The organism is Pontibacter liquoris, from assembly GCF_022758235.1.
Taxonomy (GTDB): Bacteria; Bacteroidota; Bacteroidia; order Cytophagales; family Hymenobacteraceae; genus Pontibacter; species Pontibacter liquoris.
This window is the reverse complement of the sequence record NZ_JALEBG010000001.1, coordinates 1,244,254-1,268,329: the sequence shown is the minus strand read 5'-3', so window position 1 is coordinate 1,268,329 and position 24,076 is coordinate 1,244,254. Positions and strand designations below refer to the sequence as shown.

Annotated in this window: 27 protein-coding genes; 12 read left to right on the top strand and 15 right to left on the bottom strand. The window is 49.7% G+C overall.

Translation table 11 applies throughout. From position 1 onward, the window contains the following. Positions 1-66 precede the first annotated feature (66 nt). Entirely contained in the window at positions 67-279 is a 213-nt protein-coding gene (locus tag LWL52_RS05215; protein WP_242917586.1) for a hypothetical protein, read from the top strand. 237 nt (positions 280-516) lie between these two features. On the opposite strand, the gene LWL52_RS05210 is transcribed toward LWL52_RS05215, so the two are convergent. The 4 genes from LWL52_RS05210 to LWL52_RS05195 form a co-directional block, all read right to left on the bottom strand. Then, positions 517-924, bottom strand: coding sequence for a hypothetical protein (locus LWL52_RS05210; protein ID WP_242917584.1), 408 nt, complete (start codon positions 922-924; stop codon positions 517-519). Between the two features lie 357 nt (positions 925-1,281). Beyond that, the gene (locus LWL52_RS05205; RefSeq protein ID WP_242917582.1) at positions 1,282-2,262 is read right to left on the bottom strand and encodes a cyanophycinase; all 981 of its coding nucleotides are present in this window, start codon (positions 2,260-2,262) and stop codon (positions 1,282-1,284) included. A 41-nt stretch (positions 2,263-2,303) separates the two neighbouring features. Then, the gene (locus LWL52_RS05200; protein ID WP_242917580.1) at positions 2,304-2,711 is read right to left on the bottom strand and encodes a hypothetical protein; all 408 of its coding nucleotides are present in this window, start codon (positions 2,709-2,711) and stop codon (positions 2,304-2,306) included. A gap of 25 nt (positions 2,712-2,736) precedes the next feature. Then, complete coding sequence (locus LWL52_RS05195) at positions 2,737-3,615, bottom strand: TIGR02587 family membrane protein (RefSeq protein ID WP_242917578.1); 879 nt, start codon at positions 3,613-3,615, stop codon at positions 2,737-2,739. A 576-nt stretch (positions 3,616-4,191) separates the two neighbouring features. On the opposite strand from LWL52_RS05195, the gene LWL52_RS05190 reads away from it, so the two are divergent. Next, positions 4,192-4,470, top strand: a complete 279-nt coding sequence (locus LWL52_RS05190; protein ID WP_242917576.1) for a GNAT family N-acetyltransferase — start codon at positions 4,192-4,194, stop codon at positions 4,468-4,470. 246 nt (positions 4,471-4,716) lie between these two features. Next, entirely contained in the window at positions 4,717-6,366 is a 1,650-nt protein-coding gene (locus tag LWL52_RS05185) for a M1 family metallopeptidase (RefSeq protein WP_242917574.1), read from the top strand. Between the two features lie 242 nt (positions 6,367-6,608). Here LWL52_RS05185 and LWL52_RS05180 read toward each other — a convergent pair whose 3' ends face one another. The 5 genes from LWL52_RS05180 to LWL52_RS05160 form a co-directional block, all read right to left on the bottom strand. Further along, entirely contained in the window at positions 6,609-7,175 is a 567-nt protein-coding gene (locus LWL52_RS05180) for a helix-turn-helix domain-containing protein (protein WP_242917572.1), read from the bottom strand. 300 nt (positions 7,176-7,475) lie between these two features. Beyond that, positions 7,476-8,756, bottom strand: coding sequence for a hypothetical protein (locus LWL52_RS05175; protein ID WP_242917570.1), 1,281 nt, complete (start codon positions 8,754-8,756; stop codon positions 7,476-7,478). A 449-nt stretch (positions 8,757-9,205) separates the two neighbouring features. Then, positions 9,206-9,787: a hypothetical protein gene (locus LWL52_RS05170; protein ID WP_242917567.1), complete on the bottom strand. Its 582-nt coding sequence runs from the start codon at positions 9,785-9,787 to the stop codon at positions 9,206-9,208. Positions 9,788-9,974: 187 nt separating this feature from the next. Then, complete coding sequence (locus tag LWL52_RS05165) at positions 9,975-10,331, bottom strand: hypothetical protein (protein WP_242917565.1); 357 nt, start codon at positions 10,329-10,331, stop codon at positions 9,975-9,977. A gap of 195 nt (positions 10,332-10,526) precedes the next feature. Beyond that, the gene (locus tag LWL52_RS05160; RefSeq protein ID WP_242917563.1) at positions 10,527-11,234 is read right to left on the bottom strand and encodes an Ig-like domain-containing protein; all 708 of its coding nucleotides are present in this window, start codon (positions 11,232-11,234) and stop codon (positions 10,527-10,529) included. A 581-nt stretch (positions 11,235-11,815) separates the two neighbouring features. Between LWL52_RS05160 and LWL52_RS05155 the strand changes: the two genes are divergently transcribed. Further along, the gene (locus LWL52_RS05155; protein ID WP_242917561.1) at positions 11,816-12,223 is read left to right on the top strand and encodes a hypothetical protein; all 408 of its coding nucleotides are present in this window, start codon (positions 11,816-11,818) and stop codon (positions 12,221-12,223) included. Between the two features lie 11 nt (positions 12,224-12,234). On the opposite strand, the gene LWL52_RS05150 is transcribed toward LWL52_RS05155, so the two are convergent. Both LWL52_RS05150 and LWL52_RS05145 read right to left on the bottom strand, forming a co-directional pair. Then, a complete protein-coding gene (locus LWL52_RS05150) occupies positions 12,235-13,104 on the bottom strand; it encodes a pirin family protein (RefSeq protein WP_242917559.1) in 870 nt (289 codons plus the stop codon). A gap of 192 nt (positions 13,105-13,296) precedes the next feature. Then, positions 13,297-13,947 carry a response regulator gene (locus LWL52_RS05145; RefSeq protein ID WP_242917557.1) on the bottom strand — a complete coding sequence of 217 codons (651 nt, stop codon included), beginning with the start codon at positions 13,945-13,947 and terminating at the stop codon, positions 13,297-13,299. 538 nt (positions 13,948-14,485) lie between these two features. Here LWL52_RS05145 and LWL52_RS05140 point away from each other — a divergent pair. Next, positions 14,486-14,833 carry an STAS domain-containing protein gene (locus LWL52_RS05140; RefSeq protein ID WP_242917555.1) on the top strand — a complete coding sequence of 116 codons (348 nt, stop codon included), beginning with the start codon at positions 14,486-14,488 and terminating at the stop codon, positions 14,831-14,833. A gap of 72 nt (positions 14,834-14,905) precedes the next feature. On the opposite strand, the gene LWL52_RS05135 is transcribed toward LWL52_RS05140, so the two are convergent. Both LWL52_RS05135 and LWL52_RS05130 read right to left on the bottom strand, forming a co-directional pair. Continuing rightward, complete coding sequence (locus LWL52_RS05135; protein WP_242917553.1) at positions 14,906-15,529, bottom strand: hypothetical protein; 624 nt, start codon at positions 15,527-15,529, stop codon at positions 14,906-14,908. Positions 15,530-15,627: 98 nt separating this feature from the next. Beyond that, positions 15,628-16,374, bottom strand: coding sequence for a hypothetical protein (locus LWL52_RS05130; RefSeq protein ID WP_242917551.1), 747 nt, complete (start codon positions 16,372-16,374; stop codon positions 15,628-15,630). Positions 16,375-16,665: 291 nt separating this feature from the next. Here LWL52_RS05130 and LWL52_RS05125 point away from each other — a divergent pair, with 291 nt between their 5' ends. The 7 genes from LWL52_RS05125 to LWL52_RS05095 all read left to right on the top strand — a co-directional run bounded on the left by LWL52_RS05125 (position 16,666) and on the right by LWL52_RS05095 (position 22,357). Then, a complete protein-coding gene (locus tag LWL52_RS05125; protein ID WP_242917549.1) occupies positions 16,666-17,412 on the top strand; it encodes a DUF72 domain-containing protein in 747 nt (248 codons plus the stop codon). A 107-nt stretch (positions 17,413-17,519) separates the two neighbouring features. Then, complete coding sequence (locus LWL52_RS05120) at positions 17,520-18,530, top strand: NAD(P)/FAD-dependent oxidoreductase (RefSeq protein WP_242917547.1); 1,011 nt, start codon at positions 17,520-17,522, stop codon at positions 18,528-18,530. 7 nt (positions 18,531-18,537) lie between these two features. Continuing rightward, positions 18,538-18,864, top strand: a complete 327-nt coding sequence (locus tag LWL52_RS05115; RefSeq protein WP_242917545.1) for a 2Fe-2S iron-sulfur cluster-binding protein — start codon at positions 18,538-18,540, stop codon at positions 18,862-18,864. A 277-nt stretch (positions 18,865-19,141) separates the two neighbouring features. Then, positions 19,142-19,738: a hypothetical protein gene (locus tag LWL52_RS05110; RefSeq protein WP_242917543.1), complete on the top strand. Its 597-nt coding sequence runs from the start codon at positions 19,142-19,144 to the stop codon at positions 19,736-19,738. A gap of 10 nt (positions 19,739-19,748) precedes the next feature. Next, positions 19,749-20,468 (top strand): hypothetical protein, encoded by a 720-nt coding sequence (locus LWL52_RS05105; RefSeq protein WP_242917541.1) that lies wholly within the window; start codon positions 19,749-19,751, stop codon positions 20,466-20,468. 492 nt (positions 20,469-20,960) lie between these two features. Further along, the gene (locus LWL52_RS05100; RefSeq protein WP_242917539.1) at positions 20,961-21,623 is read left to right on the top strand and encodes a DUF3575 domain-containing protein; all 663 of its coding nucleotides are present in this window, start codon (positions 20,961-20,963) and stop codon (positions 21,621-21,623) included. A 20-nt stretch (positions 21,624-21,643) separates the two neighbouring features. Then, complete coding sequence (locus LWL52_RS05095) at positions 21,644-22,357, top strand: outer membrane beta-barrel protein (protein ID WP_242917537.1); 714 nt, start codon at positions 21,644-21,646, stop codon at positions 22,355-22,357. 83 nt (positions 22,358-22,440) lie between these two features. Here LWL52_RS05095 and LWL52_RS05090 read toward each other — a convergent pair whose 3' ends face one another. Both LWL52_RS05090 and LWL52_RS05085 read right to left on the bottom strand, forming a co-directional pair. Then, positions 22,441-23,181, bottom strand: coding sequence for a (Fe-S)-binding protein (locus tag LWL52_RS05090; RefSeq protein WP_242917535.1), 741 nt, complete (start codon positions 23,179-23,181; stop codon positions 22,441-22,443). 2 nt (positions 23,182-23,183) lie between these two features. Further along, positions 23,184-24,029 carry a hydroxymethylglutaryl-CoA lyase gene (locus LWL52_RS05085; protein ID WP_242917533.1) on the bottom strand — a complete coding sequence of 282 codons (846 nt, stop codon included), beginning with the start codon at positions 24,027-24,029 and terminating at the stop codon, positions 23,184-23,186. Positions 24,030-24,076: the final 47 nt, after the last annotated feature.

Below are 24,076 nucleotides of genomic sequence, written 5' to 3'. Positions count from 1 at the left end.
TTCGTAGCTGGCCGATACAACGTATTAAAAAAAATTATACCTTGGGTATAGTTAGTTTTAATCGTGATGGAATACAATATAGTCGTAGCACCAAATTTAGAAGTACTGGCCACAGAAGTAGCTGGTTTTATACCCATGGGTTGGAAATTGAAAGGCGGTATACTGGAGCATTCGGATGGCTATGCCCAGCAGTTAGTACGCAAGTTGAGTGATACCGTGAAGTTACAGCGCCAGTATCCGGCTGCTGTTATAAAGAAGCGTACAAAATGGATTGAATAGCTTTTTTCAGCAACCATCAAGCCAAAGGTTTAACCACTTTCATTACTGGCAGCTGCTGCTGGTAATGAAAGTGGTTTTTATTTTAGCGCAAACTTTTCATGTCCTGGCCCCGCGCTGGTTTCTACGAAAAGAGGCGTTGCCAAAAGAAAAGCCTGCAAAGTTGCAGGCTTTTCAAATCTATGAGAACAGCTCTAAGCTCAGATTATTCGCTGCTGTAATAGGGCGCTTCGGAAGACTTTATGCCTGGTCAGGATTGGTCGGAGTGCGATTGTTACCGGTGCTGTCATCGCCGGCAGGGTTATCCTGCTGCTTTTCTGGGGAGCCATAGTTATAGTTTATAAAATTGCTGTATGCATGCGTACCCTGGCGCCTTTCATGGCTATTAGGCACACTCTGGGGCGCTTCATAATTGCCTTGTGAGTAGCTGCCACGGTTTGTGGTAGATTCGTTTCCGCGCATGGAACCGGAGCCATACTTGCTGCCTGACTCGTTTTCGGCCGGTGTGCTGCTCTTATTATCCTGTTGCCTGGCCACGTTGCGGGCGGCATCGTCCCTCCCTTCGCTGTTGTTGTTTTGCTCGCTCCGGCTCAGGGGATTACCGGATTCATGCAAATCCATGGGGTCTTGGTCGTTATAACTAGTCATGATCTTTTGGTTTTGTGCTGCTACCCTGTCTTTTAAACAGATCGCTTCCCTTTATTAAACGGGCTAAAAGAGCCGCAGGACGAAAGATAAACACGTATTTAACCGATTAAGCTTGCCAGGGGCCTGCTTTCTGGGGCAGCAGCGTTGGTGCTTACCTTCCTGTTAACGCCTGTTGTTTTCAGGTGATCAGGCATTTATACCTTGTAAACGTTTTCATTAACTCCATATCAAGTATAAGGGAAATATTGCCCTGCAATGGCTGGCAGCCCGCAAGGGCATCACGTTAAAAAGCCCGGAGGTAAAGCTCAGCTGAGCTTTACCTCCGGGCTTTTTAACCGTTCGTTGGCAACAATGGGCTTAAATATGCAACTGGTCATAGAACGGAAGCACATAGGTATCGCCTGGTGCCAGCAGGTGCACCCGCATATCTCTGACAGAGAAAGGCTCTCCGGTCTTAATATCATAAATATTCGTGGTGGTTATATCTAATCCGTCTACAATCGTTACCAGGCCGCTCCCAAGTACGCGGATGTCTTTGCCCCGTTCTACACAAATGGCTGTATCCTCCTCCAGGCCGATGCCAATGCACCCCGGGTTAGTAGCAATGGCCTGCGACATGCGTACAATGCGGCCCCGTTGTATAAAATGCGTATCAATGGCCACGTTTTTCATAAACTCCAGCCCAGTTGTAATGCGCACATCGCCTTTGATGTAGCCTCCCTGGGTTTCCCCTTCATAGATCATCGGCGTGGACATGGCCGTGGCCCCGGCACTGGTACCGGCCACAATAAATCCCTCGTCGTAGGTATAGCGCTCTTTCATGAGCTGCAAAACCTGAGAGCCGCCCAAAATGGCTGTCAGGCGCAGCTGGTCACCGCCTGGAAACATGATCCCGGCAGCGCGCTCTACCAGCTCAACAAACTCCGGCTTATTCGCATCCTGGCGGCTGCGGATGTCAAGCACCTCCACATTGGTATACCCTATTTCTTTGAAGGCTTTGATATAATCCTGCGCAATGGCTGCCGGCACACTAGAGGCCGTTGGCACCACAACGATCAGGGGGTTACTGCCTTTTAGCTCGGAGGTAAAGTATTTTAATATCTCATAGCTCTCAAAATCCGTGTTTCGCTTTTGTTCTTCTTTTAAGTCCTGCTCACCCTTGTCCTCTTTGCCGCCGATGGCCAGCAGAATCCCCTTTGGGATAGGAGCCGCCTGGTGTTCTTTGCCACGCGCGGATACCAGCCTGCGCCTTCCGTGCTTCACCGCCTGTTGCTGCTGTGCCTCATTCTCAGGCTTTTTTTGCTCTTCCTCGTGCGCTGGTTCGTTTTTCTTTGCCATTGTTGTTACTCCTTTCTTTTCTTGAAGCGCTAAGTTGCTGATCAGGGTTTTTTATAGCTCATCACCCGGGCTATTATCGTGTCGGCCGTAATTGGATTGGTTTTAAAGTTCACCCACCCTTCCCGCAGGGAGGCTCTTGGCGAGTAAGGGATCTGGAGTTCTGCCGCCTCCAGTTCTTCTCCGGCCTGTTCTAACACAAGCTCCACGTTCACCCCCTCGGCTGTTTCGCCTCCCTGGTTTTTTACCTGTATATGGTAGCGGTAAGGCGCATACTTCGAAGGATCATGCCGGTAGGTTACCAGCAGGTCCGGGGCTGAGGGCTTATAGATATAAGCCTTGTAGCCCAGGTAACCAAGTATGATCAGAATTAACAGTAAGCTTACATAAAACACCACCCATTCCAGCAGATTTTTGCTGTCGTCGGCAGCAGTGTTCTTTTTATGATCCATAAACAGTTTAAAACCTTGTCGAACTTTATTTTATCAGCAGCCGGCCCGCCGAAGCACCAAGCGACGAAAGCACGCCCAGCACAATGCATTGCGCAAAAGCTACCTGAAAAACGACGCCATCAAAGCGCCCGAAGAACCAAAGACACACCGCCGAAGAGCCTAACGCTACAAGATAGGTAAGGCAGGTATCGGTTATAACTTCGATGGCCACTGAGTTGGTACCGGTCCGGCGTACGGTACCTTTAAAATCGCTGAAGAAAACTACCAGCGCGCTCAGCACCAGCGAGAAAACCGCCATCAGCAGGATGTGCACCGGGGTGGATTCAAAGGCCAGCATGGTCACTTCCTCGGTGGGCGCTACGTTTCCGCCAATCAGCACGCTGCCGCATAAAGCCAGCACCACCAGCCCTGCTTTTTGCTGCCACCAGCTGGCGTTTGCCCAAAAGGCCTTGTTCACTTCATCGCGCTCCTTTTCTTCTTCATCATCATTGCCGCCGCCTAGCTGGGCAGTCCCGATCGATACGCCAATCGATACGGCCATGGCCTCCACCAGCGTCTTTCCGACCACTTCACTCAGAGACATACTGTCAAAGTCGATCCGGTTGAGCAGCAGCAACAAAATAAAGGAGATCAAGATGCCGATGCCCATTTCCTCCACAGAGTCAATCACTACCGTGCGCAGGGAAGCATCGGCCCGCATGCCGGCAAAGTGGTTGTAGCCAAGCAGTAAAATATAGGTGGCTACGATGAGCATGATCAGTTGCAGCGGGGTAACGATAAAACCGATCCACCATACTTCCATGGTATACAGCAACGGAAAACTGAACAGCAAGCCCCCCGCTATGCCTCGGGCATACTCTTTCAGGGATTTCTCCACGGGCCGGTTATCACGTTGTTCTTTCATATATTTTAGTATGCTGCACCTGGCAGCTATTCCATATTCGGGTAGCTACCGGGTTAACCAGCTTAATGTCATTTACAGGATGCTCGCACGCGCCTCTCTGTTCATCCTAAGCCTGTACAAAGTAGTGGCTCCCTGTTGTGCTCTGGCGCTACCGTTTAATCCTGCAAAAAATCCTACAAATAGGCCCTGTAAAGCCCTTTTGCCACAACTTCTGTTCAATTCAGGCCTTTATACGGCTTCCATACCGATAATGTGATATTTACTAATAAAATCCTTGTTTATACTCAGCTACCTGCTTCATTTACTTAGTTTCAGGATGAAATCTCCTGCATCAAAGTTCTGACATCAAACAGCCTTTTACAGGCTCGTAAATAAGGTTTGCCTGAAGCGGTACACCCTGCCTGCACTTAGGTTACAGCCGTAGGTTGCGCAAGGCTTATTGCGTATTTATACTTAGGCCCGGAGATTTAGGGAGAGGTGTTTCCCGTTAGCCCCACCCGGCTGCATTCCGGCAAACTGCTTAGAACTGGCCTGCTGCTGCTGCGTATAGGAAGGAAACTAAACCCGAAGAAGGCAATGGAAGTGATACATGATGAAGATGATTTGCGGTTTTATGCGCAACTCGGAGACGAGCAGGCAGAACTCACCTATACTTACCCCGAAGACGATGTAATGGACCTGGACCATACCTTTGTACCACAGGCGTACCGCGGCCAGGGAATGGCTGACAAGCTGGTGCAGACGAGCCTGGATTTTGCCCGTGAGCAGCATTATAAAGTAATACCGTCCTGCCCGGTAGTGGAGGCTTACCTCAATCGGCACAAAGACTACCAGGATATAGTTAAGGAAGTATAAACCCGGCAATAGCTAGCAAATGGTTGCATGCTGCCTCCTGGGTTTCCGGGAGGCAGCTTTGTTTTTGGCCGGGCTGCCCGCATTCGTAGCGGCGGCTGCAACGCCGGGTTTCCGGGTATTTGGCTATACTTGCTAAAATCGTATCTTGCTGCTGTGTTTCGGGCTCCGGTGCAGCCAGCTGCTGATTCCCTGTAAGCACCCGGGCAGGCTTTCTGCTTTGTATTCCACCGTCTAAACCTAACCTGCATGCTCCTCCGCTCCCTTTTTACCGTGCTGCTGACACTTACCGCAAGCCTTGCTTTTTCGCAAACACCCGTCTTCACGCACCAGGACACACTGCGCGGCGCCATCACGCCCGAACGCGCCTGGTGGGACCTGGCCTACTATCACCTGGCCATAAAAGTAAACCCGGCCGACAGCACCATCCGCGGCGTGAACACTATCCGGTACAAAGTTCTGGCGCCCAAGCAGGTCATGCAGGTAGACCTGCAGCAACCCATGGCCATCGAAAAAGTGATGCAGAACGGGAAGGAACTAACCTACACTTATGATGGCAATGCATGGTTTATACAACTGGCCGCTCCGCAGAAAGCCGGTGAGGTAAACAGTGTGGATGTATACTATGGCGGCAAACCGCAAGTGAGCAAAAACCCGCCCTGGAGCGGCGGCCTAACCTGGAAACACGATGCCCAGGGCAACCCTTTTGCCGCTACCTCCTGCCAGGGCGACGGGGCCAGCCTCTGGTGGCCCTGCAAAGACCACATGTACGATGAACCGGACAGCATGCTTATTAGCGTTACAGTGCCCGAAAAGCTGATGGATGTATCGAATGGCCGCCTGCGCAAAGTGGACCAGAATAACGACGGCACCAAAACCTACCACTGGTTTGTATCCAACCCCATCAACAACTATGGTGTTAATATGAACCTGGGCGACTATGTGCACTTTTCTGAAAAGTTTAAGGGCGAAAAAGGCCTGCTGGACTGCGATTATTATGTGCTGCGTGGCGATGAAAGCAAAGCCCGAAAACAGTTTAAGGAAGTGCCCCGCATGCTGGCTGCTTTTGAGCACTGGTTCGGCCCCTACCCTTTTTATGAAGACAGCTATAAACTGGTGCAGGTGCCCTACCTGGGCATGGAGCATCAAAGCTCCGTAACCTATGGCAATGACTTTAAGAACGGCTACCTGGGCCGCGACCTGAGCGGAACCGGCTGGGGACTTAAATTCGATTTTATCATTGTGCACGAATCCGGCCACGAATGGTTTGCCAACAACATCACATACAAGGACATTGCCGATATGTGGATTCACGAGAGCTTTACGGCCTATTCCGAGAACCTGTTCCTGGATTATTACTATGGCAAGGAAGCCAGCGCGGCTTACGTGATCGGCACCCGCGCCAACATCCGCAACGACCGCCCTATTATCGGGTATTACAATGTAAACAACAGCGGCTCGGGCGACATGTATTACAAAGGCGCCAACATGCTGCATACACTCCGCCAAATTGTAAACGATGATGAAAAATGGCGCAGTATTTTGCGGGGGTTCAACAAGGATTTTTATCACCAGACCGTTACCACCCAGCAGATAGAAAATTACCTGAGTCAGCATATTGGCCGGGACCTGTCGCCGGTTTTTGACCAGTATCTGCGCGATGTACGGATTCCGGAACTTGAATACCAGCTGGCTGGCGGCAAGTTAAGCTACAGGTGGGCCAACACGGTGACCGGCTTTAACATGCCGGTGAAAGTAACTGTGAACGGAAAAGAAAAATGGCTGACGCCGACCACCACCTGGCAGGCGCTGCCGGGCGTGCCAAAAGGCGCCACCTTTAAAACCGATCCCAACTTTTACGTAACCACCACCCGGGCAACCACCGGGGGCACCAAATAGGGCTTTGTCCTTACGATTGATGTATGGGGAAAGCTGCGTTAGTTTAAGCTAATGCGCCCGTGCAGGATTTTACATTGCACTGCTGGCATTGCCCTTTAGCGCTGGTTGCAAACGTATTCGAAGGGATTCATTCATACTTAGCGCATCTAACAAAGCTGCCCTACTGAGGTCTGTAGCAGCACGGGTAAACGAACTTACAGGAAAGCAAGTTATCGCTAGAAAAAGTATAAACGCAGAAGAAGCTAGTCCTGTACCTTGTCGATGGTTTTGCGTTTTTGCTCTTTTACCTGCTTAAAATGGCTGGGCGTAAGACCCGTTATTTTCTTGAACTGGCTTGACAGGTGCGCTACGCTACTATAGCCTAGCTGGAAGGCAATTTCCTTCAGGCTTAATTCATTATAGACCAGCAGTTCCTTTACCTTTTCAATCCGCTGCAGGATCACGTATTTTTCAATCGTAATGCCTTCGGAAGAGGAGAACAGCGTACTCAGGTAGTTATAATCCAGCCCTACTTTTCCGGCGATATAGTCCGAGGTGTTGACATGCAGGTCCATGCGCGGTCGCTCGTGGATGAGGGCTATTACAGCCAGCTTTACCTGTTCGATGAGCTTTGTTTTGCGGTCATCGAGCAGTTCAAAGCCGTTGGCTTCCAGCACCTCGCGTATGGCGGGTAGATCAGGAGCGTCTGCGGCAATTTCCGCTTCGCCTAAACCGATCTCGAGCACCTCGTGCCCCAGCTTTTCGAGCTCTTCGGCCACTACCCGCTTGCAGCGGTCGCACACCATGTTTTTGATATAGAGTTTGGTCATACTTCCAGGGGTAGATCTTTCAGACGAAGGTAGGCAGATAGGCGGATTGCATTGTTATACTTTAGCCAAAGAGGTTTACAACTTTCACTTATTCTTCTCCGCCTTTACAAGTATACGGGTTCACCCGAAATCGCCACCGCTTCTATAACCAGTTCGAAGTATGCGGGAATTTATATGAGGCTAATTATTTCTCCACCAAGTTTCCCTTTGCACCTTTGGCATCCAATCCTGATCGATCTATAACGGTTCCTTTGTCAATCTGGACGGCTATACCTTGTTTTGAGACGGCAGAAACATTGGTTAAGGGTGTTTGCCCCTTAGCAGTAACAGCCACAGCAACGGAATTTCCCCATTGGCTTCCACCGCTCCGGTTATATCCAGTTGGTGCACCAGGCCTCCTTCCACACTAAAAGAATGCACCTCGTTGCCATGCGTCGTAATGCCGCCGGAAATAGAAAGTTGTTTGATCTCGCCGCCGGGCTTTATACTTACCCCGTCAGCCGGAAGCTCCATAATAACGCCTTTCACCAGTGTTTGCCCTGTGGTGCCGTTTGTAACAATGCCGTTTTTAACCGTGATGCTGCCTACCGGTTTACTCACCTGCATACCAATAGAGCCGTTGCCATGCGTAATCAAGGAATGAAAAGTTGCTTTGGCAACCGTTCCGTCGTATTGATTAAAGCCGCGCGCGCCCAGGCCAAAGGTTTCTATCTTATCTTTTGCTTCAAATTCATTTACAACACCAAAATTCACAAAGCCAATTCCGCTGGGGCCATACGAGGTGATGGGCTTCTCTGCCGACCATTTTTCCACTTCTCCCCACGTATCCAGCACCATATCATTGACGCCATAGGTGGTAACAGTACCTGTGTGGGTTATATTTTTCACTTTGGTGCCGTTTACAATAAACACGCCCGCGGTGATCATATCAGGCTGGCCATAGGGCAACATACCGTTCGAATAAATATCTCCCGTGGTGATATTCTCGGCAACCACCCAGCCCCCTTTGTCGCCGAAGCCGCACACAAATAAGCCGGAACCAATAACCGGCGCTCCTTTGCGTCCCAGGCTGATGTTGGTTAAAGTAGCCTTGATCATGCTTTCCGTATCGCTATTGAAATTGTAAACCGTAAACGCGCCCTGGTACACATTTACCCCGTATTTCTGCGGCTGCTCCGAATACCGGCGGGCATCGCAAGCTACCACATCGATATTGTCGGCAATAAGCTGGGTCTTGTTAGTGCCCGCCCTGGTTAAGATTTGCACCTGCCCGGTGATGGTAAGATTCTTCAGCGTTAATGTGCCCAGGTCGGCCTGGCTGCTGAGCAAATAAATGGCCCGGTTGTTCGGATTGGTTTGTATGGTAAGATCCGTTACCTCATTATCGGCCGTCAGCCCAATCCCATCGCTGTTGCTGAAACTTAAAATGCATGAATCCTTGTCTGTGCCCGTCAAACGAAAGCCAGCAGGCAGGGTGAGCGCGTAAGGACAGAGAATGGACGTTTGAAGTTCCAGCGTGGCCGGAGTAGGATTCGCGAGCGCTGCCATCAGCTCTTGCAGGGAATTGATCTGTGTTTTCATAGTTGCTGCCATTAGAGTATTTACTTGCACATGATGCAACACGCATGAGCATATGGCTGGTGGCGGCGCGCAAAAAACCTTTTACAGCAAGCAGGCTTTACTAGAATCTAAAAACTTGGTTTAGCTTTTCACCCGTCAGAAGTCATATCCGATATTAGTCATTGTAGTCGTTTCTTTCGTGAAAGGTTTTCCTGATTTTTAAAGGCCTGCATCAGTTTTAAGCTAAACCGATCCTTGAACGACCTTGGTTATTCAAATCCTAGGCTGTATGCTCCCGACTACTTCTTCCTGCCCGAAAAGCTGTAGTACCTCATTGGCTGCTTACGGTAATAAGCTTCGGTCTTTTATACTTGATGTAGGCGGACGAGCCTAATGGAAACCAAGGGGGAAACGAAGATACAGCCTTCCTTCAGATAGAAGTATAATTTGTAGCTTTGGCGTATTGCGGTTTATGGCCTTTGCTGCCTCACCAGCGCAATCCGGGTCCCAACATACCATAAGCCGGGTCGGATAAACAGGTACAGCACCGCCCCTGCTAGACTCAACAGCAACCCAAACGCCGTGGGAAGTATGGCACCAAAAGTAAAGGTCATGCCAAACACAAATCCCAATACACACTCGGCCCGGTAAATGGGGATGACAAGGGCTAAGGGGAAAAGCCCTAAAACCAAATAGCCACATATATCGGCGTACCCGGTGGTAAAGAAAGCGGAGAGCACCACGCCAAATAACAAGGCACCTGTAAACCTGTATAGCTGGCGTCGGAAGCGGCTGATTATTATGTCATATGCATCCTGGCTACCCAAGGCCTGCATTTGAATACGGTACAAAAGGAACCAAGTAAGCAAAGGAAGCAAAAGCCCACCCCAGGCATTTGAAATGGCGGGCAGCGCTTCGTTGGCTAAAATATGATGGCGGGGTATACCTCCATGAAAATGATCCCAGGCCAGCAGTACCCAGATAGCAATGCTTACGGCAGCCGTTACACAGAGCCTGATCTTCCGGAATTTAACAGAGCTTATCGTATCCATCTTATAGTTTATGTACTTGGGTTTCCTTTTAGGCTGATCAACACGGGTATTACATGGTGGTTTTCGTGCCCGGGCCGCTTCAATATATTGATATAGTTTGCTATTCGCTATTCCGCTATTGGTCAGCAATTACAGGCAGCGATCCTGTTACAAAATCAATGCAATCTGTTGGTTTCAGGCAGTATAATCAGGCTGCATCTTCGCGCTGCTCAACGTGTAAGATGTGCAGCAACCTGTGAATTATGGGCGTGAAGAATACGGCTGTTATACTTAAAAATGCCACGCCACTGTATAAAGCATAAAAGGACGAGAATATTTTTGCAATAGCGGATTTCATTTCGACGACGGGGCCCATTCCTGTTAAGATCATACAAGCCATATGGAAACTGTCGAGCCAGGAAATTTGCCCAAAATGATGGTAGCCGATTGTCCCGACCAGAACAGAAAACGCGATCAAACAAAAAGCAAAAAGACCGTAACGCCCCAGCCTGATCAGGAAATGCGGAAACGGTAATACTTCTTGCCTGCGGTTTTCCAGTTTCATTCCATTAAAAATTTTTAGACGCGGTATACGAACTATCGTGTTTTCATACTTCTGAATTTCCTAGATATTAGGGAAAGTTGGTTTTTGTTTACGCCTAAATAAAATATTTTAACGGACTTGGACAGGCAACGGGTGAGGCGCCAGCCGAACATGCTGCCTGTGTTTTGTTGGCAGTTGGTTTTCTAATCAACTGCCTCAATAATTTATTTGAAACTCATTAATTTCTCCAAGTTTCACATAGACAGAATCTGAAAAGCGTCTTTCAATATTATTTTTAGTTACCATCCAATCTATATCTTTTTTATATCCGGCAACAACATCAATTGTATAAACTCCACAAACGTCTTTACCTATCCATTTATTTACTTCCGATTCTTTTACTGTTCCACAACTTTGCTTATCGATAATTCCTTTCGCCCATCCCGGAGTACTCCAAAGCAGCTGAAATTCATCCAAATCAGAAACAGGGCTGATGTTGACAAATTTAATTTTAAGAATTGCTGTTGGGCTGAGAGTATGGCTAAAAGTACTGTTACTTCCTTTTCTTAAGTCTGAAATTGGAATTGGATGGGTAATATACATATATCCCTCACGTAAGTGGTCCTCGTTTATCTGCATTTCAAGGCCATTAGCTTCTTTGATAACTTTCAGCTTTGCTTTATAATAGCCTTTTTCATTTGTAGTTGCTTGGCCTGCAGTTTCACTATTACCGCCATTAAGTATTCCCATCCCTGAAGGAGATTTGATTGCAATGAACGTAATAGGGACACCTGCAATTGGCTGATGTGATATTTCATCAGTTATATAACCCTCTATGGTAAAGACATCAACATCTTCCCTTACACAAGAACTAAATATTAATGTTACTGACATCCACATTAAAACTGTTGCTATTATTTTCATATTAGGAATGTCTTAATTGAATAATTATTTACTTCCTGCCAACTATAGTATATCCGTCACGATGACGGTTATCTGCCTTATATGCGTAAGTAGGCTTAACAGAAAATCAAGCTTTTACAGGCACTTAATTTGACCTATTCTTACTATATAGCTATTTAAATATAAGCACTTTCCTGAGATTTACAGCTTCTTCACCACTATTAAAGTATAGCAGTCTTTAAAGGAGTCGCAAGTATAAAGCTGTACCAAAAAATGAGTAAGGTTTAATGCTGGTTTGAAAAAGGTGCTTTCTGCCTGAATGATAATTTGCAAGCACCCATTTAGTTACGAAAACTACATCCCTGCAACTCCTGCTTCGGCAGTAGCCCTGCCAGCGGCTTTTGCAAACGCATCATACTTGTAGCTACTGCAAAATTGGATCAAAGCTGTAAGGTATAACTTCAATTACACAATGCTAGTGCCTGTTCTATCAAAAAGAAATTAAATCATACTTACCAGGTAACTTAAAACTGCCAGCATATTGCTTTATTTCCTATTGTTGGTTTTATTGCACTTTCGCCACTTACACCTACACCCCTGCTATGATAACACTTAAAGCCCCGGATTATTTACGCATTGAAGTTACCCGCAACCAGCACCTGCTGTATACGACCTGGCTCAGGCAAACAAGCAGCGAAGAACTCAGAGCAGGCGTGCTCCGGTTTCTGCAGGTCATCCGGGAGTATGATATCCGGTTCTGGATAATTGATGCCCACCAACTGCGCAGCCCTTCCGTGGCTGACCAGCAGTGGATCCTGAAAGAGGTATCGCCGGAACTGGCGGCCTCCGGCCTCCGGAAATTGGCCCGCATCGGCAGCAGCGATGTCTTCCAGTACATCGCCTACGAAAACATCGCTGATAAAACCCACTCCCAATTTTTAGCCAAAGCAAGTTTTGCCCAGTTCACCTCGCTGCAGGCCGCTCAGGACTGGATCAATATGATGGATTAACAAAAGGCAGGTTAGTCTTCTATCAGGATGCCCATTTTGCCCATCTGGTAATCGCGCATGGCCTGCATCAGCTGGGTCTGGTTGTTCATGACAAAGGGGCCGTGGCTCGCTACCGGCTCATCTAGCGGAGCTGCGGCCATGAGCAGGACGCGGGTATCTTCCGTAGCGGTCAGGGTCACGCCTTCGCCATCGCGGTGCAGCATAACCGCATAATGGCCTTCTACCAACCCATACCCTTCGAGGCGGATGCTGCCATCGAGCAAGTATAAAAAGGCATTAAAATTTTCGGGCAAAGGCACCTGGCAAACTCCGGTGGCTTTCATCGTCAGGCGCAGGGCAAGTACCGGGCTTACCGGTTTTATGGGCCCTGTAGCGACCTGGTATGTTCCGGCCACAACCTGTACGCGCACTTTGCGGTCTTCACTTTCCACAACCGGGGTATCTTCAGCCTGCAAAGCCTGGTATGAGGGCTGGTCCATTTTATGCGCGGCAGGCGAGTTGATCCACAACTGCACGATTTCCTGTACGCCGCCGTGTTCCTGCAGGTCGTGCGGCGGGCGCTCGCTGTGTACCAAACCCATGCCGGCATGCAGCCACTGCGTGCCACCGGCATACACCACGCTGTTATTGCCGCGCGAGTCACGGTGGTGCACGCCACCGCGGTACACAAACGTAACCGCCGAAAAGCCCCGGTGCGGGTGCGGCCCCACACCGGCCTTACCGGGAATGGCATCCTCGGGCAGCTCCGCTATGTGGTGGTGGAGCAACAGAAAAGGGTCCAGCTGCCCTACCTGCTGGGTAGGGAAAGGCTGCCGAACGGGCATGTCTCCCATGTCTGTTATTTCTGCATACAGCAGGCGCTCCACTGTCCGGTTTTTCATGCTCTTTTTCTTGCTAGGTTTTGTTTCTGTACGGAGGGCGTTGCCGCAAGGTATAGCGCACCCACCAAGATTATACGCTGGACTGCTTGAACAAGTATCGGGAAAAGGGCCGCACGATGCAAGCTGGCTTTGAGGTTGCAAGCCGGGCAGTGATCACCAGCCGCTGGCTGGCCCTAAAGTATGATCGCTTTGTCAGGAAAGCAGGCCGTTTTTAAAGGCATACTTAATCAGCGTGGCCGTGTTGTTGGTCTGCGTTTTTTCGAGCAGATTCTGGCGGTGCGTTTCTATGGTACGCTTGCTGGTAAAGAGCATTTCAGATATCTCGGCATTGGTGTGGCCTTCAGCAATAAGCGCCAATATTTCCAGTTCACGCCTGGTCAGGTCGCATTTCGATTTTTCGGCGGGCGGGCTTTCATGTCTGCCAGGTACCGGCGTTTTCTTCAATAGATCGATGGTGATTTCGGAGCTGATGTAGGGCACGCCGGCAGCAACCAGTTGTATGGCCGATACCAGTTCTTCTTTGCCCGCATTTTTCAGGATATACCCCGCCGCTCCCGCTTCGATCATTTGCGCCACATGCCGTTCATGGTCCAGCATCGAGAGCACCAGCACTTTGACGTGGGGAAAAGCCTGTTTCATCTCTGTGGTCGTCTCCAGGCCATTCTTACCGGGCATGTTCATATCCATCAGCACCACGTCGGCCGGGGTGGTCTGGAGCAAATGCAGGAGCTCCTGCCCATCTGCCGTCTCCCCCACTACCTGTATGGAATCCGAATCAAGCAACAGGGCCCTTAACCCTTCCCGTACCATTTTATGGTCATCCGTAAGTATAACTCTTATCATCCTTTCATGGCTATGCGGTATATTTCCGGGCAATGGCCTGCTGCAATTCCGGGCATTTTTATCCTGCTTGCCAGTGCCATACTTCCTATCTTCTTTACAAGGGATTTTTCTTATACGGATTATACTAAATAAAAGAATTCAAATTCAGAATATAATTATACAAACCACCTGCTGATCCGCTAACTTCTACCCCGCATAGTTACCTTGTGCTGTGCCGGCTACACCCGGCTCAATTATTTAATATAACTATAAAAATATAAGTATTTACCGAAGTAATTTTTCTGTATAAAACCCTATATTAGTTTTCTGATATCGTGTATTTTTGATTGCGATGATGTGTGAGGCAGACGGAGGCGAATCGATTCTTATTTCTCTTCGGCATTCCCGGCATACCATGCACTAACAGCTCCTTTATTGCCTGGTCTTACATTACGCGGAATTGCCTTGCCTGCTAACTTTGGTACATGTAACCGCAACAGAATTTGCAGAAACCAGTTCAACTAAAAGGGGCATGTTTTGAGCTAAGAGGAAACAGGCCATGAAACAACATTTTGATGTTACAACAGAACAGCACGGCGAGGTAGCACTTGTCCGGTTATCGGGCGAACTGGATGCCAGCACCTCCACGGTGGCAGACACGGCCATGGTAGAAGCCTTAAAAAGCACCACCAAAGCTATTCTGATTGATTGTAATGACCTGACCTATATCTCCTCTGCCGGACTTGGTGCCGTGCTTTCCACCTTTCATGATTGTAAACACCGTTCGGTGAAGCTGTTCCTCTTCGGCGTTCAGCCCCGTATCAAAAATATCCTCTGCATTCTGGGCCTGGAAAAGGTCATCCCGATTGTAGCAACTGAAGAAGAAGCCCTGAGTGCAGTAAGCTGATCATACATATAACCGCTATACTATAAAAAAGGCCCGCATATGAGCGGGCCTTTTTTATAGTATAGCGGTGCGTTAGTGCCACCTGTTCGGGTCATCATTCCGATACCCGCCCCGATCCGGGTTACCGGAATAGGGACGTTGGTCGTAGCGATCCGCATCAGAGGCGTTCCGGTGGCCATAGCGGCTGCGTTCCGAACGGTTGCCATACCCGCTTCCGTAACCCGACGAGGAGGCATCGTCATTCAGGTTACCTCCGCCCCCACTCATCGAGCCATACTCCGGGGAGCCGCCAAACGCGCCGTGGGCGCTGTAATTAGCGCCTCCAAAAGCCGAGCCGCTGTAACCGCCCATGCGGCCGGTGCCATAGCCCTGTTGGTCGCTTCGTTCCCTTTCCTGGCGGTTGCCGTTCCGGTCCGAATCATAGCCATAGCTGCTGCCGCCAAAAGTGGAAACCCCATAGCCCTGCCGGATATTGCCCAGATCGTTGTTGTCGCCACGCAGGTTTTCATAGTATCTGTTCTCCATGTCATAATCGCGGCGCTGGTAGTTCCGTAACTGCTCGTTATCAAAGTCGTGATCGTTGTCGCGGTGGTTGCGGCCAAAAGCGCCCCGGCTCTGATCGCCGGCGCCATAGTGGCGGCGGTTCTCATCGCCCAGTTCACTATGGAAGTATAAATCCTGATTATCGTGTCTCATGCTTTCGTAGCTGTTAAATAATACACACAATTACCTTGTTTTAAACGCAGGCAGCCCTGTTCGGTTTTCTCAGCCTATAGCAGGCTGCCACCCTGGGCCTAGAGTTCTCTGCGGTAATCGGCGCGGTAGCGGCTTCTGGTGTATTCATCGTTGCGGTTGTCTTCGTCCCGGTTACGGGAGGCGCTGCGTTCCCGATCCATGTCGCGGTTGTTGTAGCGGGTAGCACCGTAGCCGGTTTGGTTAAAGTTCGCATTACCCCGGTTGTAGCCTGTATTGGCGCCACTTCGATAATCGTGGTCTTGGTTGCGGCTGCCACCAAAGTCTTCCTGCCGGTAGCCGGCAAAGCTGCCGTAGTTTCGACTGTCAGCATCCATGTAACGATCGTAGCCGCGCTGCACATTTACTGAATGGGAAGGTTCACGATCACTGCTGCTGTTGCGCCATCCCTGGTCACCTGCCGGGCCATAATAGGAATGGCCATAGCCAGACCCGCCGCCATACGTGCTGCCCCCTTCGCCATACCGGGTGCCGCCACTGTAATCGCCCTGCGCCCTGGCACCAAAGTTCGTGGTGTGTTCGCTGCGGGATGGGCCCCGGTCATGGTCGCGTTTATACAAATGATAGCTGTTATAGTCGCGGTTGTAATCGCGGTTATAGTTCCGGTTATAATCATTATTGTAGTCCTGGTTGTAGTCGCTTTCCCTGCGGTTTTCGTTGCGATTGCGGCCACTCGCCAGGTTCCGGTCCTGTTGGTTGGCCTGCGAAGTATAGCGGCTGTTTTCGGAATAACGCGCGTCGCTACCCTGGTTATACGCCCGGTCCCTATCCTGATAGTTTCTATTCATAGCATGCTGGTTTTGGTTAGAAATAAACACTCATTTTTAACGCAGCCCGCACTGGCTTGTTCTGGTAATTTATCCGCAAGCGCCTTAAAGCCAGGCTAAACTATCCCTTTCACAAGTGACTTTTCAGCTGTAAACAAACTTTTTCGGAAGGCAGCAGCACAGCAAATCCCGGCATCTTTCTCCGGCCATATTTGCTTTGGTTTAAAGCGACCGGTGGGCAGCAAACCCCGATTTGCTTAACTCATTGCTGCTACACCAAGTATAACTCACGTTGCACAAGAAAAAGAACCCATGGAGCACAAAATACATATCGGCACTTCCGGCTGGCACTACAAGCACTGGATGGGAAACTTCTATCCTGCAGGAGTAAAATCGAAAGACTTCACCAACTATTACACCCGCTTTTTCCAGACCGTGGAGATCAACAACTCTTTTTATAAACTGCCTTCTGCCGAAACCTTTGCCAACTGGCGCGCCGCGGTGCCAGACGACTTTCTTTTTGCCGTGAAGGCCAGCCGCTATATCACCCACATGAAGAAGCTGAAAGAGCCACAGGAAGGATTGTCGCGATTGTTTCACAACATCAATGCGCTGGAAGAAAAGCTCGGCCCCATTCTGTTTCAGTTGCCGCCCATGTGGAAAGTGAATGTGGACCGGCTGCGCCAGTTTCTGAAGCTGCTCCCTCCCTATTACCGCTATACCTTCGAGTTCCGGCACCCCAGCTGGTATGCGCCCGAAGTGCTGGATTTGCTGCGCGAGCACCAGGCGGCTTTCTGCATCTATGAACTGGAATATCACCTGTCGCCGCTGGAAGTGACGGCTGATTTTGTGTATGTGCGCCTGCATGGCCCCGAGGGCAAGTATGCGGGCAGTTACAGCGAGAGTGCCCTGCAAGGATGGGCGCAACAGTGCAAAGAATGGCAGCAGGCGGGGCATGATGTGTATGTATACTTTGATAACGACCAGCTGGGCTATGCTGCCTTTAATGCCATGCGGCTGCAGGAGCTGGTGAAGGAACAAATCACCCTGCCGGCATAGTTATAATAGGATGCTTTGCTGCGCTGCAGAAAAGTTCGAAAAAGGATATGCAAGCTACTTTTTGGCTGTATCTTTGTAGCAACAAATTTTAAGTATAAACAACTGACATGAACGATATAACAACGGATATATGCATCGTAGGCGCGGGTCCGGTGGGCCTTTTTGCGGTGTTTGAAGCAGGGTTGCTGAAAATGCGCTGCCATGTGGTAGATGCCCTGCCAGCCGTAGGCGGCCAGCTCACTGAGATCTATCCCAAAAAACCCATCTATGATATTCCGGGATTCCCGGAAGTGCTCGCAGGCGACCTGGTAAAAAACCTGCAGAAGCAGATTGCCCCTTTCCACCCGACGTTTACGCTGGGCGAGCGCGTGGAGAACCTCGACAAACAGGAAGACGGCTCTTTTATTGTGAGCACCGTGGCAGGCACCCGCATTGCCTGTAAAGTAGTAGTGATTGCTGGCGGCCTGGGCTCGTTTGAGCCACGCAAACCGGCCATCGAACACCTGGAAAAATTTGAGGGCAAAGGCGTGCATTACATGGTGCTCGATCCTGAGAAATTCCGTGACAAGCGCGTGGTGTTGGCCGGCGGCGGCGACTCCGCCCTGGACTGGACCATTTACCTGGCTGGCTTGTGCAGCGACCTGACGCTGGTGCACCGCGGCACTTCTTTTAGAGGCGCGCCCGAATCGGCAGCCAAGGTGCTGAGCATGGCCGAAGAAGGACAGATCAAGCTGATCCTTAAATCGAACGTGGCGGAAGTGCATGGCAACGGCAAACTGGACAGCGTCACCGTGATGGTGGACAACGACACGCCCTTTCAGCTGGAAGTAGATTATTTTATTCCGCTGTTCGGCCTGGTGCCCAAGTTGGGCCCGATCGACAACTGGGGGCTGGAACTGGACAAAAATGCCATTGTGGTTGATACCAAGGATTATTCCACCAATGTTCCGGGCGTGTATGCCATTGGGGATATCAACACCTACCCGGGTAAGCTCAAGCTGATCTTATGCGGCTTTCATGAGGCGGCCCTTATGGCGCAAAGCGCTTACAACATCGTATACCCCGACAAGAAATTTGTGCTGAAGTATACGACCGTAAATGGTATTCAGGAATTATAACAACATCATGCAAAACGATATCATTACAATTTATGTGGCGCTCGAAAACGGCGACCGCGTTTCTGTGGAGGCGCCAACTAACATGGGCCTTTCGGTGATGGAGGTGCTAAAAGCCAATGAGTTTGAGATTCCGGCGCTCTGCGGTGGCATGGCCATCTGCGCTACCTGCCACGTAGAGGTGCTGCAAAGCCCGCCCTTGCCAGAACCCAGCGACGATGAAGCGTATATGCTCGAGTCGTTGCCGCACGCCACCGAAAACAGCCGCCTATCGTGCCAGCTGCGCGTAAACCCGGAACTGGACGGACTGGTGGTGCGGATCATGCCGGAGGCCTAATTTGCCGCGGAACATGCCGCTAAAAGTAGTATACCGGCAATTTTAACGCCGGATCGGAGTACAAATCAGAACAGGCATTGCGTATGCGCAGTGCCTGTTTTTTTTATGCCCTATACTTTCTATAAAATAATTCCCTGAAAAAATTGGTTAAAAGATTTAATATACTGAATATTGTATATTATTCTCATATAAAATTTGATTCCTTAAAATCCCAATGAAAATAAAGGCTCGTATAATCTTTCTTTCCGGCTTTTTTGCTTTGTTCAGTACTGTTGCCATGGCACAAACTACCACGGGCACCAAAGTGATTGCAGGTTCGGTGAGTCTCCGCACCGAAACTATTAAAAACAATAACGGTGTTGCCAGTGAGAACAGTATCCTCAACAGAACCATCAACCTGAATCCATCGGTAGGCTACTTTGTAAAGGATGGGCTGCTCATCGGCATCGGGGTTGGCTTATCGCAATACGCTTCCAAATTAAAACAGGAAGAAGGCCATACAATCAGCACCAACAACAGCATCAGCTTCCGCCCTTATATCCAGAAATATTTCACTATTACGGATAACCTGCTGCTGCATGCCACCGGCTACGCCAGCGTGGGGATTGGCAACGGCAAGTATCAGGGCCTGAACACTTCCTCCAATCAGGTGATCAGCACCTCCCGCAGCGTTGGGCTGGGCCTCTATCCGGGCTTAACATACTTTGCTACACCAAAGCTCGGCTTAACCGCTACTTTCGGCTCGCTGGCCTATACCGGCACCCAGGAAAAACCAAAAGACACGCAGCAATCCACCAGAACCTACAACACCTTTACGGCAAACCTTTCGCCTAACAGCATCAGCGTGGGCGTAGGCTATTACCTGGCACGCTAACCCGGCACCAATGAAAAAAGGACTTATTGTATGGATATTAGTTTTGCTGGCTGCCGGCCAGGTGCAGGCACAAACCACCCAGGGGACGGTGGCGCTGACCGGCATACTGGGCTATTACCGGAATACCGGATCTGCTGATAAGGAGGAGCTGGGTGTGCGGTACGATGCCCTTGACCAGGACTATACCATTGCCGTGGCTGCCGGCTTTTTTTTACAGGATAACCTGGAGCTCGGGGCTTCTGTTTTCATGAACAACTCCGAAAACAAAAGCCTGACCCCCTACTATTCCCATATCACAGATCAACGCTCGGACAGGCAGGAGAAAACGCTCCGGATATATGCCCGCAAGTATAAGTTTCTGACAGAAAAACTGGCGGCCCATGCTACCCTATCGGGCGGCTGGAACAACATTGCTTTTGACGTGGTAAATACTGCTACTTATTTAAACGCGCCAAACTTTACCACGACCTATACGATTGCCGATCACTACAACACGTATTCGGCTGCCTTATCGCCGGGGCTCTCCTACTTTGTTTCAGATAAAATAGCAATTGGCCTGAACCTGGGCGCCCTTGCCTACAGCAGGTATAAAGTAGATGAGAAATTTAAAAATATAGACACGCGCTTCCCCGACAACACCTATGAAACAAAGTATACCTCCCATATCCTGGAGCTGGATTTCTCGAGTATGAACTTTAATTTGGGCCTGTCCTACTTCTTCCACAAATAAAGCCATGGCAGCGCCTGAACAGTAGCGGCCCCACCTGATGGCGGGGCCACTACTGTTCATAACCACTCGTTGGCGTGTACTTTAAAAGACTGCCAGTCACGCGTCATGTCGAAGCTTGATGGCTTCTTGAGCTTACGCCTGTTGCTTTTAGCGTCCATAACCCTTCTATAAAAAAACAGGACCAGTTTTCCAGAATCCGCTTTATGCAACCGTCTGCGCTCCTCGCTCCTTTAGCCTTTGTCGGCTATGTTTCTGCATGCTACCTTTCTTGCCATACTTCCGCGCTATACTTAGACTGGCATCCTTTGCTGCAGCCAGGCGTTGGCCCTTGTTCCTGTTAAAGTAGCAGGCGTAAACCGGGACTTTCAACGCACTTGTAATATTAGAATATAGTTATATATTGCTCTCACTTCTTACACCTGAGTCTTTTATACTTTGCCTGGGAACGAAAGAAGTATGGCGCTTTGGATAATCTGAATGAAGGAAACAGACATGAGAAAACTTTTAGTAATGGCCTTTCTGGTCTTTTCGGGCACAGGCGCTTTTGCCCAACTGCAGCAGGGCAACAGGGCGCTGAGTGGTAGTGTTATGCTCGGAAGAGACGAGAGTACCCAAAACGTCAACAACCAGGAAATTAAAACGATCAACCACCTCGTATTGGTAAATCCGGCTATTGGTCTGTTTTTAAAAGATAACCTGGAAGCGGGCGTAGGTGTCAGCCTCGCCTTCACTCCCGGGTCCGGTTACAGCTATAATGGGGACAACCCGCTCCTGCCCCATAAATCAACAGGCTACGGCCTTGCGTTTACGCCATACCTGAAGCGGTACTGGAAACTGACCGATCAACTCTATCTTACGGGCATGGCAGCTGTCACCGCTTCCTACCATCTCACCAAAGTCCGGGTTCCGGATTCTCCTGCGTTGAACACGACAGGGAGAGGGTATTATGTAGGGGCCAGCCTCTCGCCTGGGTTGAACTACTTTATTTCGGATCATTTCAGTCTAGCTACCTCCCTGGGTCTTCTCGGCTATTCTCATAGTTATACTAAAACCAAGGGCGAGAACCTCTACAGCGCGACCACCGATAATCAATTTTCATTTAGCCTGATCCCCAAGACTTATACGTTCGGGATAGGCTACTACTTTAACCGTTAAACCAGCTATAGAAAACGCATATGAAACAGCTTATACTTCTTGCATCCCTGCTTATACTTGCCACAGGTGCATTTGCCCAGACAAGTAAAGGCACCCTTGTGCTATCAGGAGGGCTTGGCCTGAATTCGAATAAAAGTGAAGGAACGTATTATTCTGATGCGCAAAGCACGGACAATACTGTATCAAGCAAAAGGCTAAGTTACAGCATCAGCCCTGGTATCGGATACTTTATAGCGGACAACCTGGCGTGGGGAATTAGTACCGCTTATAACTTCGAGAGAATGAAACCTGGTGGCACACCTATGCCAAACTCTGCTTTAATAAGCACTAAAAGTAGGTCCCTTTCGATTGGCACTTACCTCCAAAAGTACGTTATGCTATCCGATAAAATAGCCCTTCATGCGAAGGCTAATTTATACTACGCTTATGAGCAGGATGATCTTGAGTCGGCTTTTTATGGTTTAAACCCCATAACCTATGAACCCGAGCAACAGAATAGCTATACAAATACCTCGACGAGTAAGGAAGCAGGATTAGCAATCAGCCCAGGCATCACCTTTTTTCCAAGTAATAAGATCGGATTAGGGGCATCGTTTGGAGAACTAGGCTATACGTACAAGGCGCTTGCTAATGAAAATAATAGTTCGGATTCAGAATCAAGCATCAGCACATTCGGCCTAAACCTATCCTCCAGTTCCCTTGTTTTCTCCATCAGCTACTATATCAGCCGCTAATGTTACCTTAGTATAAAAGCAACGTCCTGCGCAGTAGTAACTGCGCAGGACGTTGCTTTTATACCTGGGATGACCGTTTATACTTACCAGCCGCTGGCCAGCACATCGGCAATGTGCATGGTTCGGATCGGCTTTTTCTGCTTTTGAATATAGGCTTCCAGGTGCATCAGGCAGCTGCTGTCGGTCGATACAATGTAATCGGCGCCGGTGGCCAGCGCATTATCAACTTTCTGCTCGGCCATGGCCGTGGAAATGGCTTCGAACTTCACGGCAAAGGTGCCGCCAAAGCCACAGCAGGTTTCAGTGTCTGCCATCTCTACCAGTTCCAGCCCCTGCACACTTTCCAGCAGGGCACGCGGCCCGGCTTTGATGTGGCACTCGCGCAAAGCGCTGCAGGAGTCGTGGTAGGTAAACTTGCCACGTAGCGCGGCCCCCGGAATGCTCGTAATGCCCAGCACATCGGTCAGGAACTCGGTCAGCTCGTACACCTTTTTCTGCATCGTCCGGTATTTTACCAGGTTCGATGATTTTACAAAGATATCCTGGTAAGCATTGCGCACCATGCCCACACACGAGGCCGAAGGTGCCACAATGTAATGCGCGCTTTCGTTCGAGAAATCATCCAGGAACTTGGTAGCCACCTCGCGGGCTTCGTCAAAAAAGCCTGCGTTAAAAGCCGGCTGCCCACAGCAGGTCTGGTTAGGATTATAGTTTACCTCACAGCCAACGCGCTCCAGCACTTTTACCATGTTCAGGCCCGTTTCCGGAAAGAGCTGGTCGACGAAACACGGAATAAAGATATCTACTACTTTTCTGCTTGCCATAATCAGGAAAACACAGTGCCGGACTGCTCCATAGCTGCCGCGAACGCTGCTTTGTTGAGGTGCAAATTTACGCCAATATTTTCGAAGTAGCTGATCAAATTTTCGGTCGCCATATTGCCCACCAGCTCCTCTTTGGCCATGGGGCAGCCGCCAAAGCCGCGCACGGCCCCGTCGAAGCGGCGGCAGCCGGCATCGTAGGCAGCGGCTACTTTCTCGCGCCAGGTAGCAGGCGTGGTATGCAGGTGTGCGCCGAATTCGATGTGCTCAAACGCCGGGACCAGGCTGCCGAACAGGTAGGTGATATTGGCCGGGTCTGACACGCCGATGGTGTCTGAAAGGGAGATGATCTGCACCTGCAGCTTATCCAGCTTTTCTACAAACGTCAGCACCGTTTCGGCATTCCAGGGGTCGTTATAAGGGTTGCCAAAGCCCATGGAAATATAGGTTACGAGCGTTTTATTGTGCCGCTGGCAAAGCTCCTGGATCTGGGCAAGCTGCTGCAGGGCCTCGGCTATACTTTTGTTTGTGTTGCGCTGCTGAAACGTTTCCGACACCGATAACGGAAACCCTACGTACGTGATCTTTTCATGCAGCATCGCCTCGTCTGCTCCCCGCACATTAGCCACAATTGCCAGCAGCTTTGTGGCAGTTTCTTCCAGTTCCAGGTTGGCAAGCACTTCGGCCGTGTCGCGTAGCTGCGGAATGGCCTTGGGCGACACAAAGCTTCCAAAATCAATCGTATCAAATCCTACTTTTAAAAGTTGGTTAATATAGGCGATCTTTCGCTCCGTAGGGATAAATCGGGTAATGCCTTGCATGGCATCGCGGGGGCATTCGATGAGTTTCATAGTATGGCGGTTCAGGCTTTATACTTGCCGGCAAAGGCGTTTGTTCA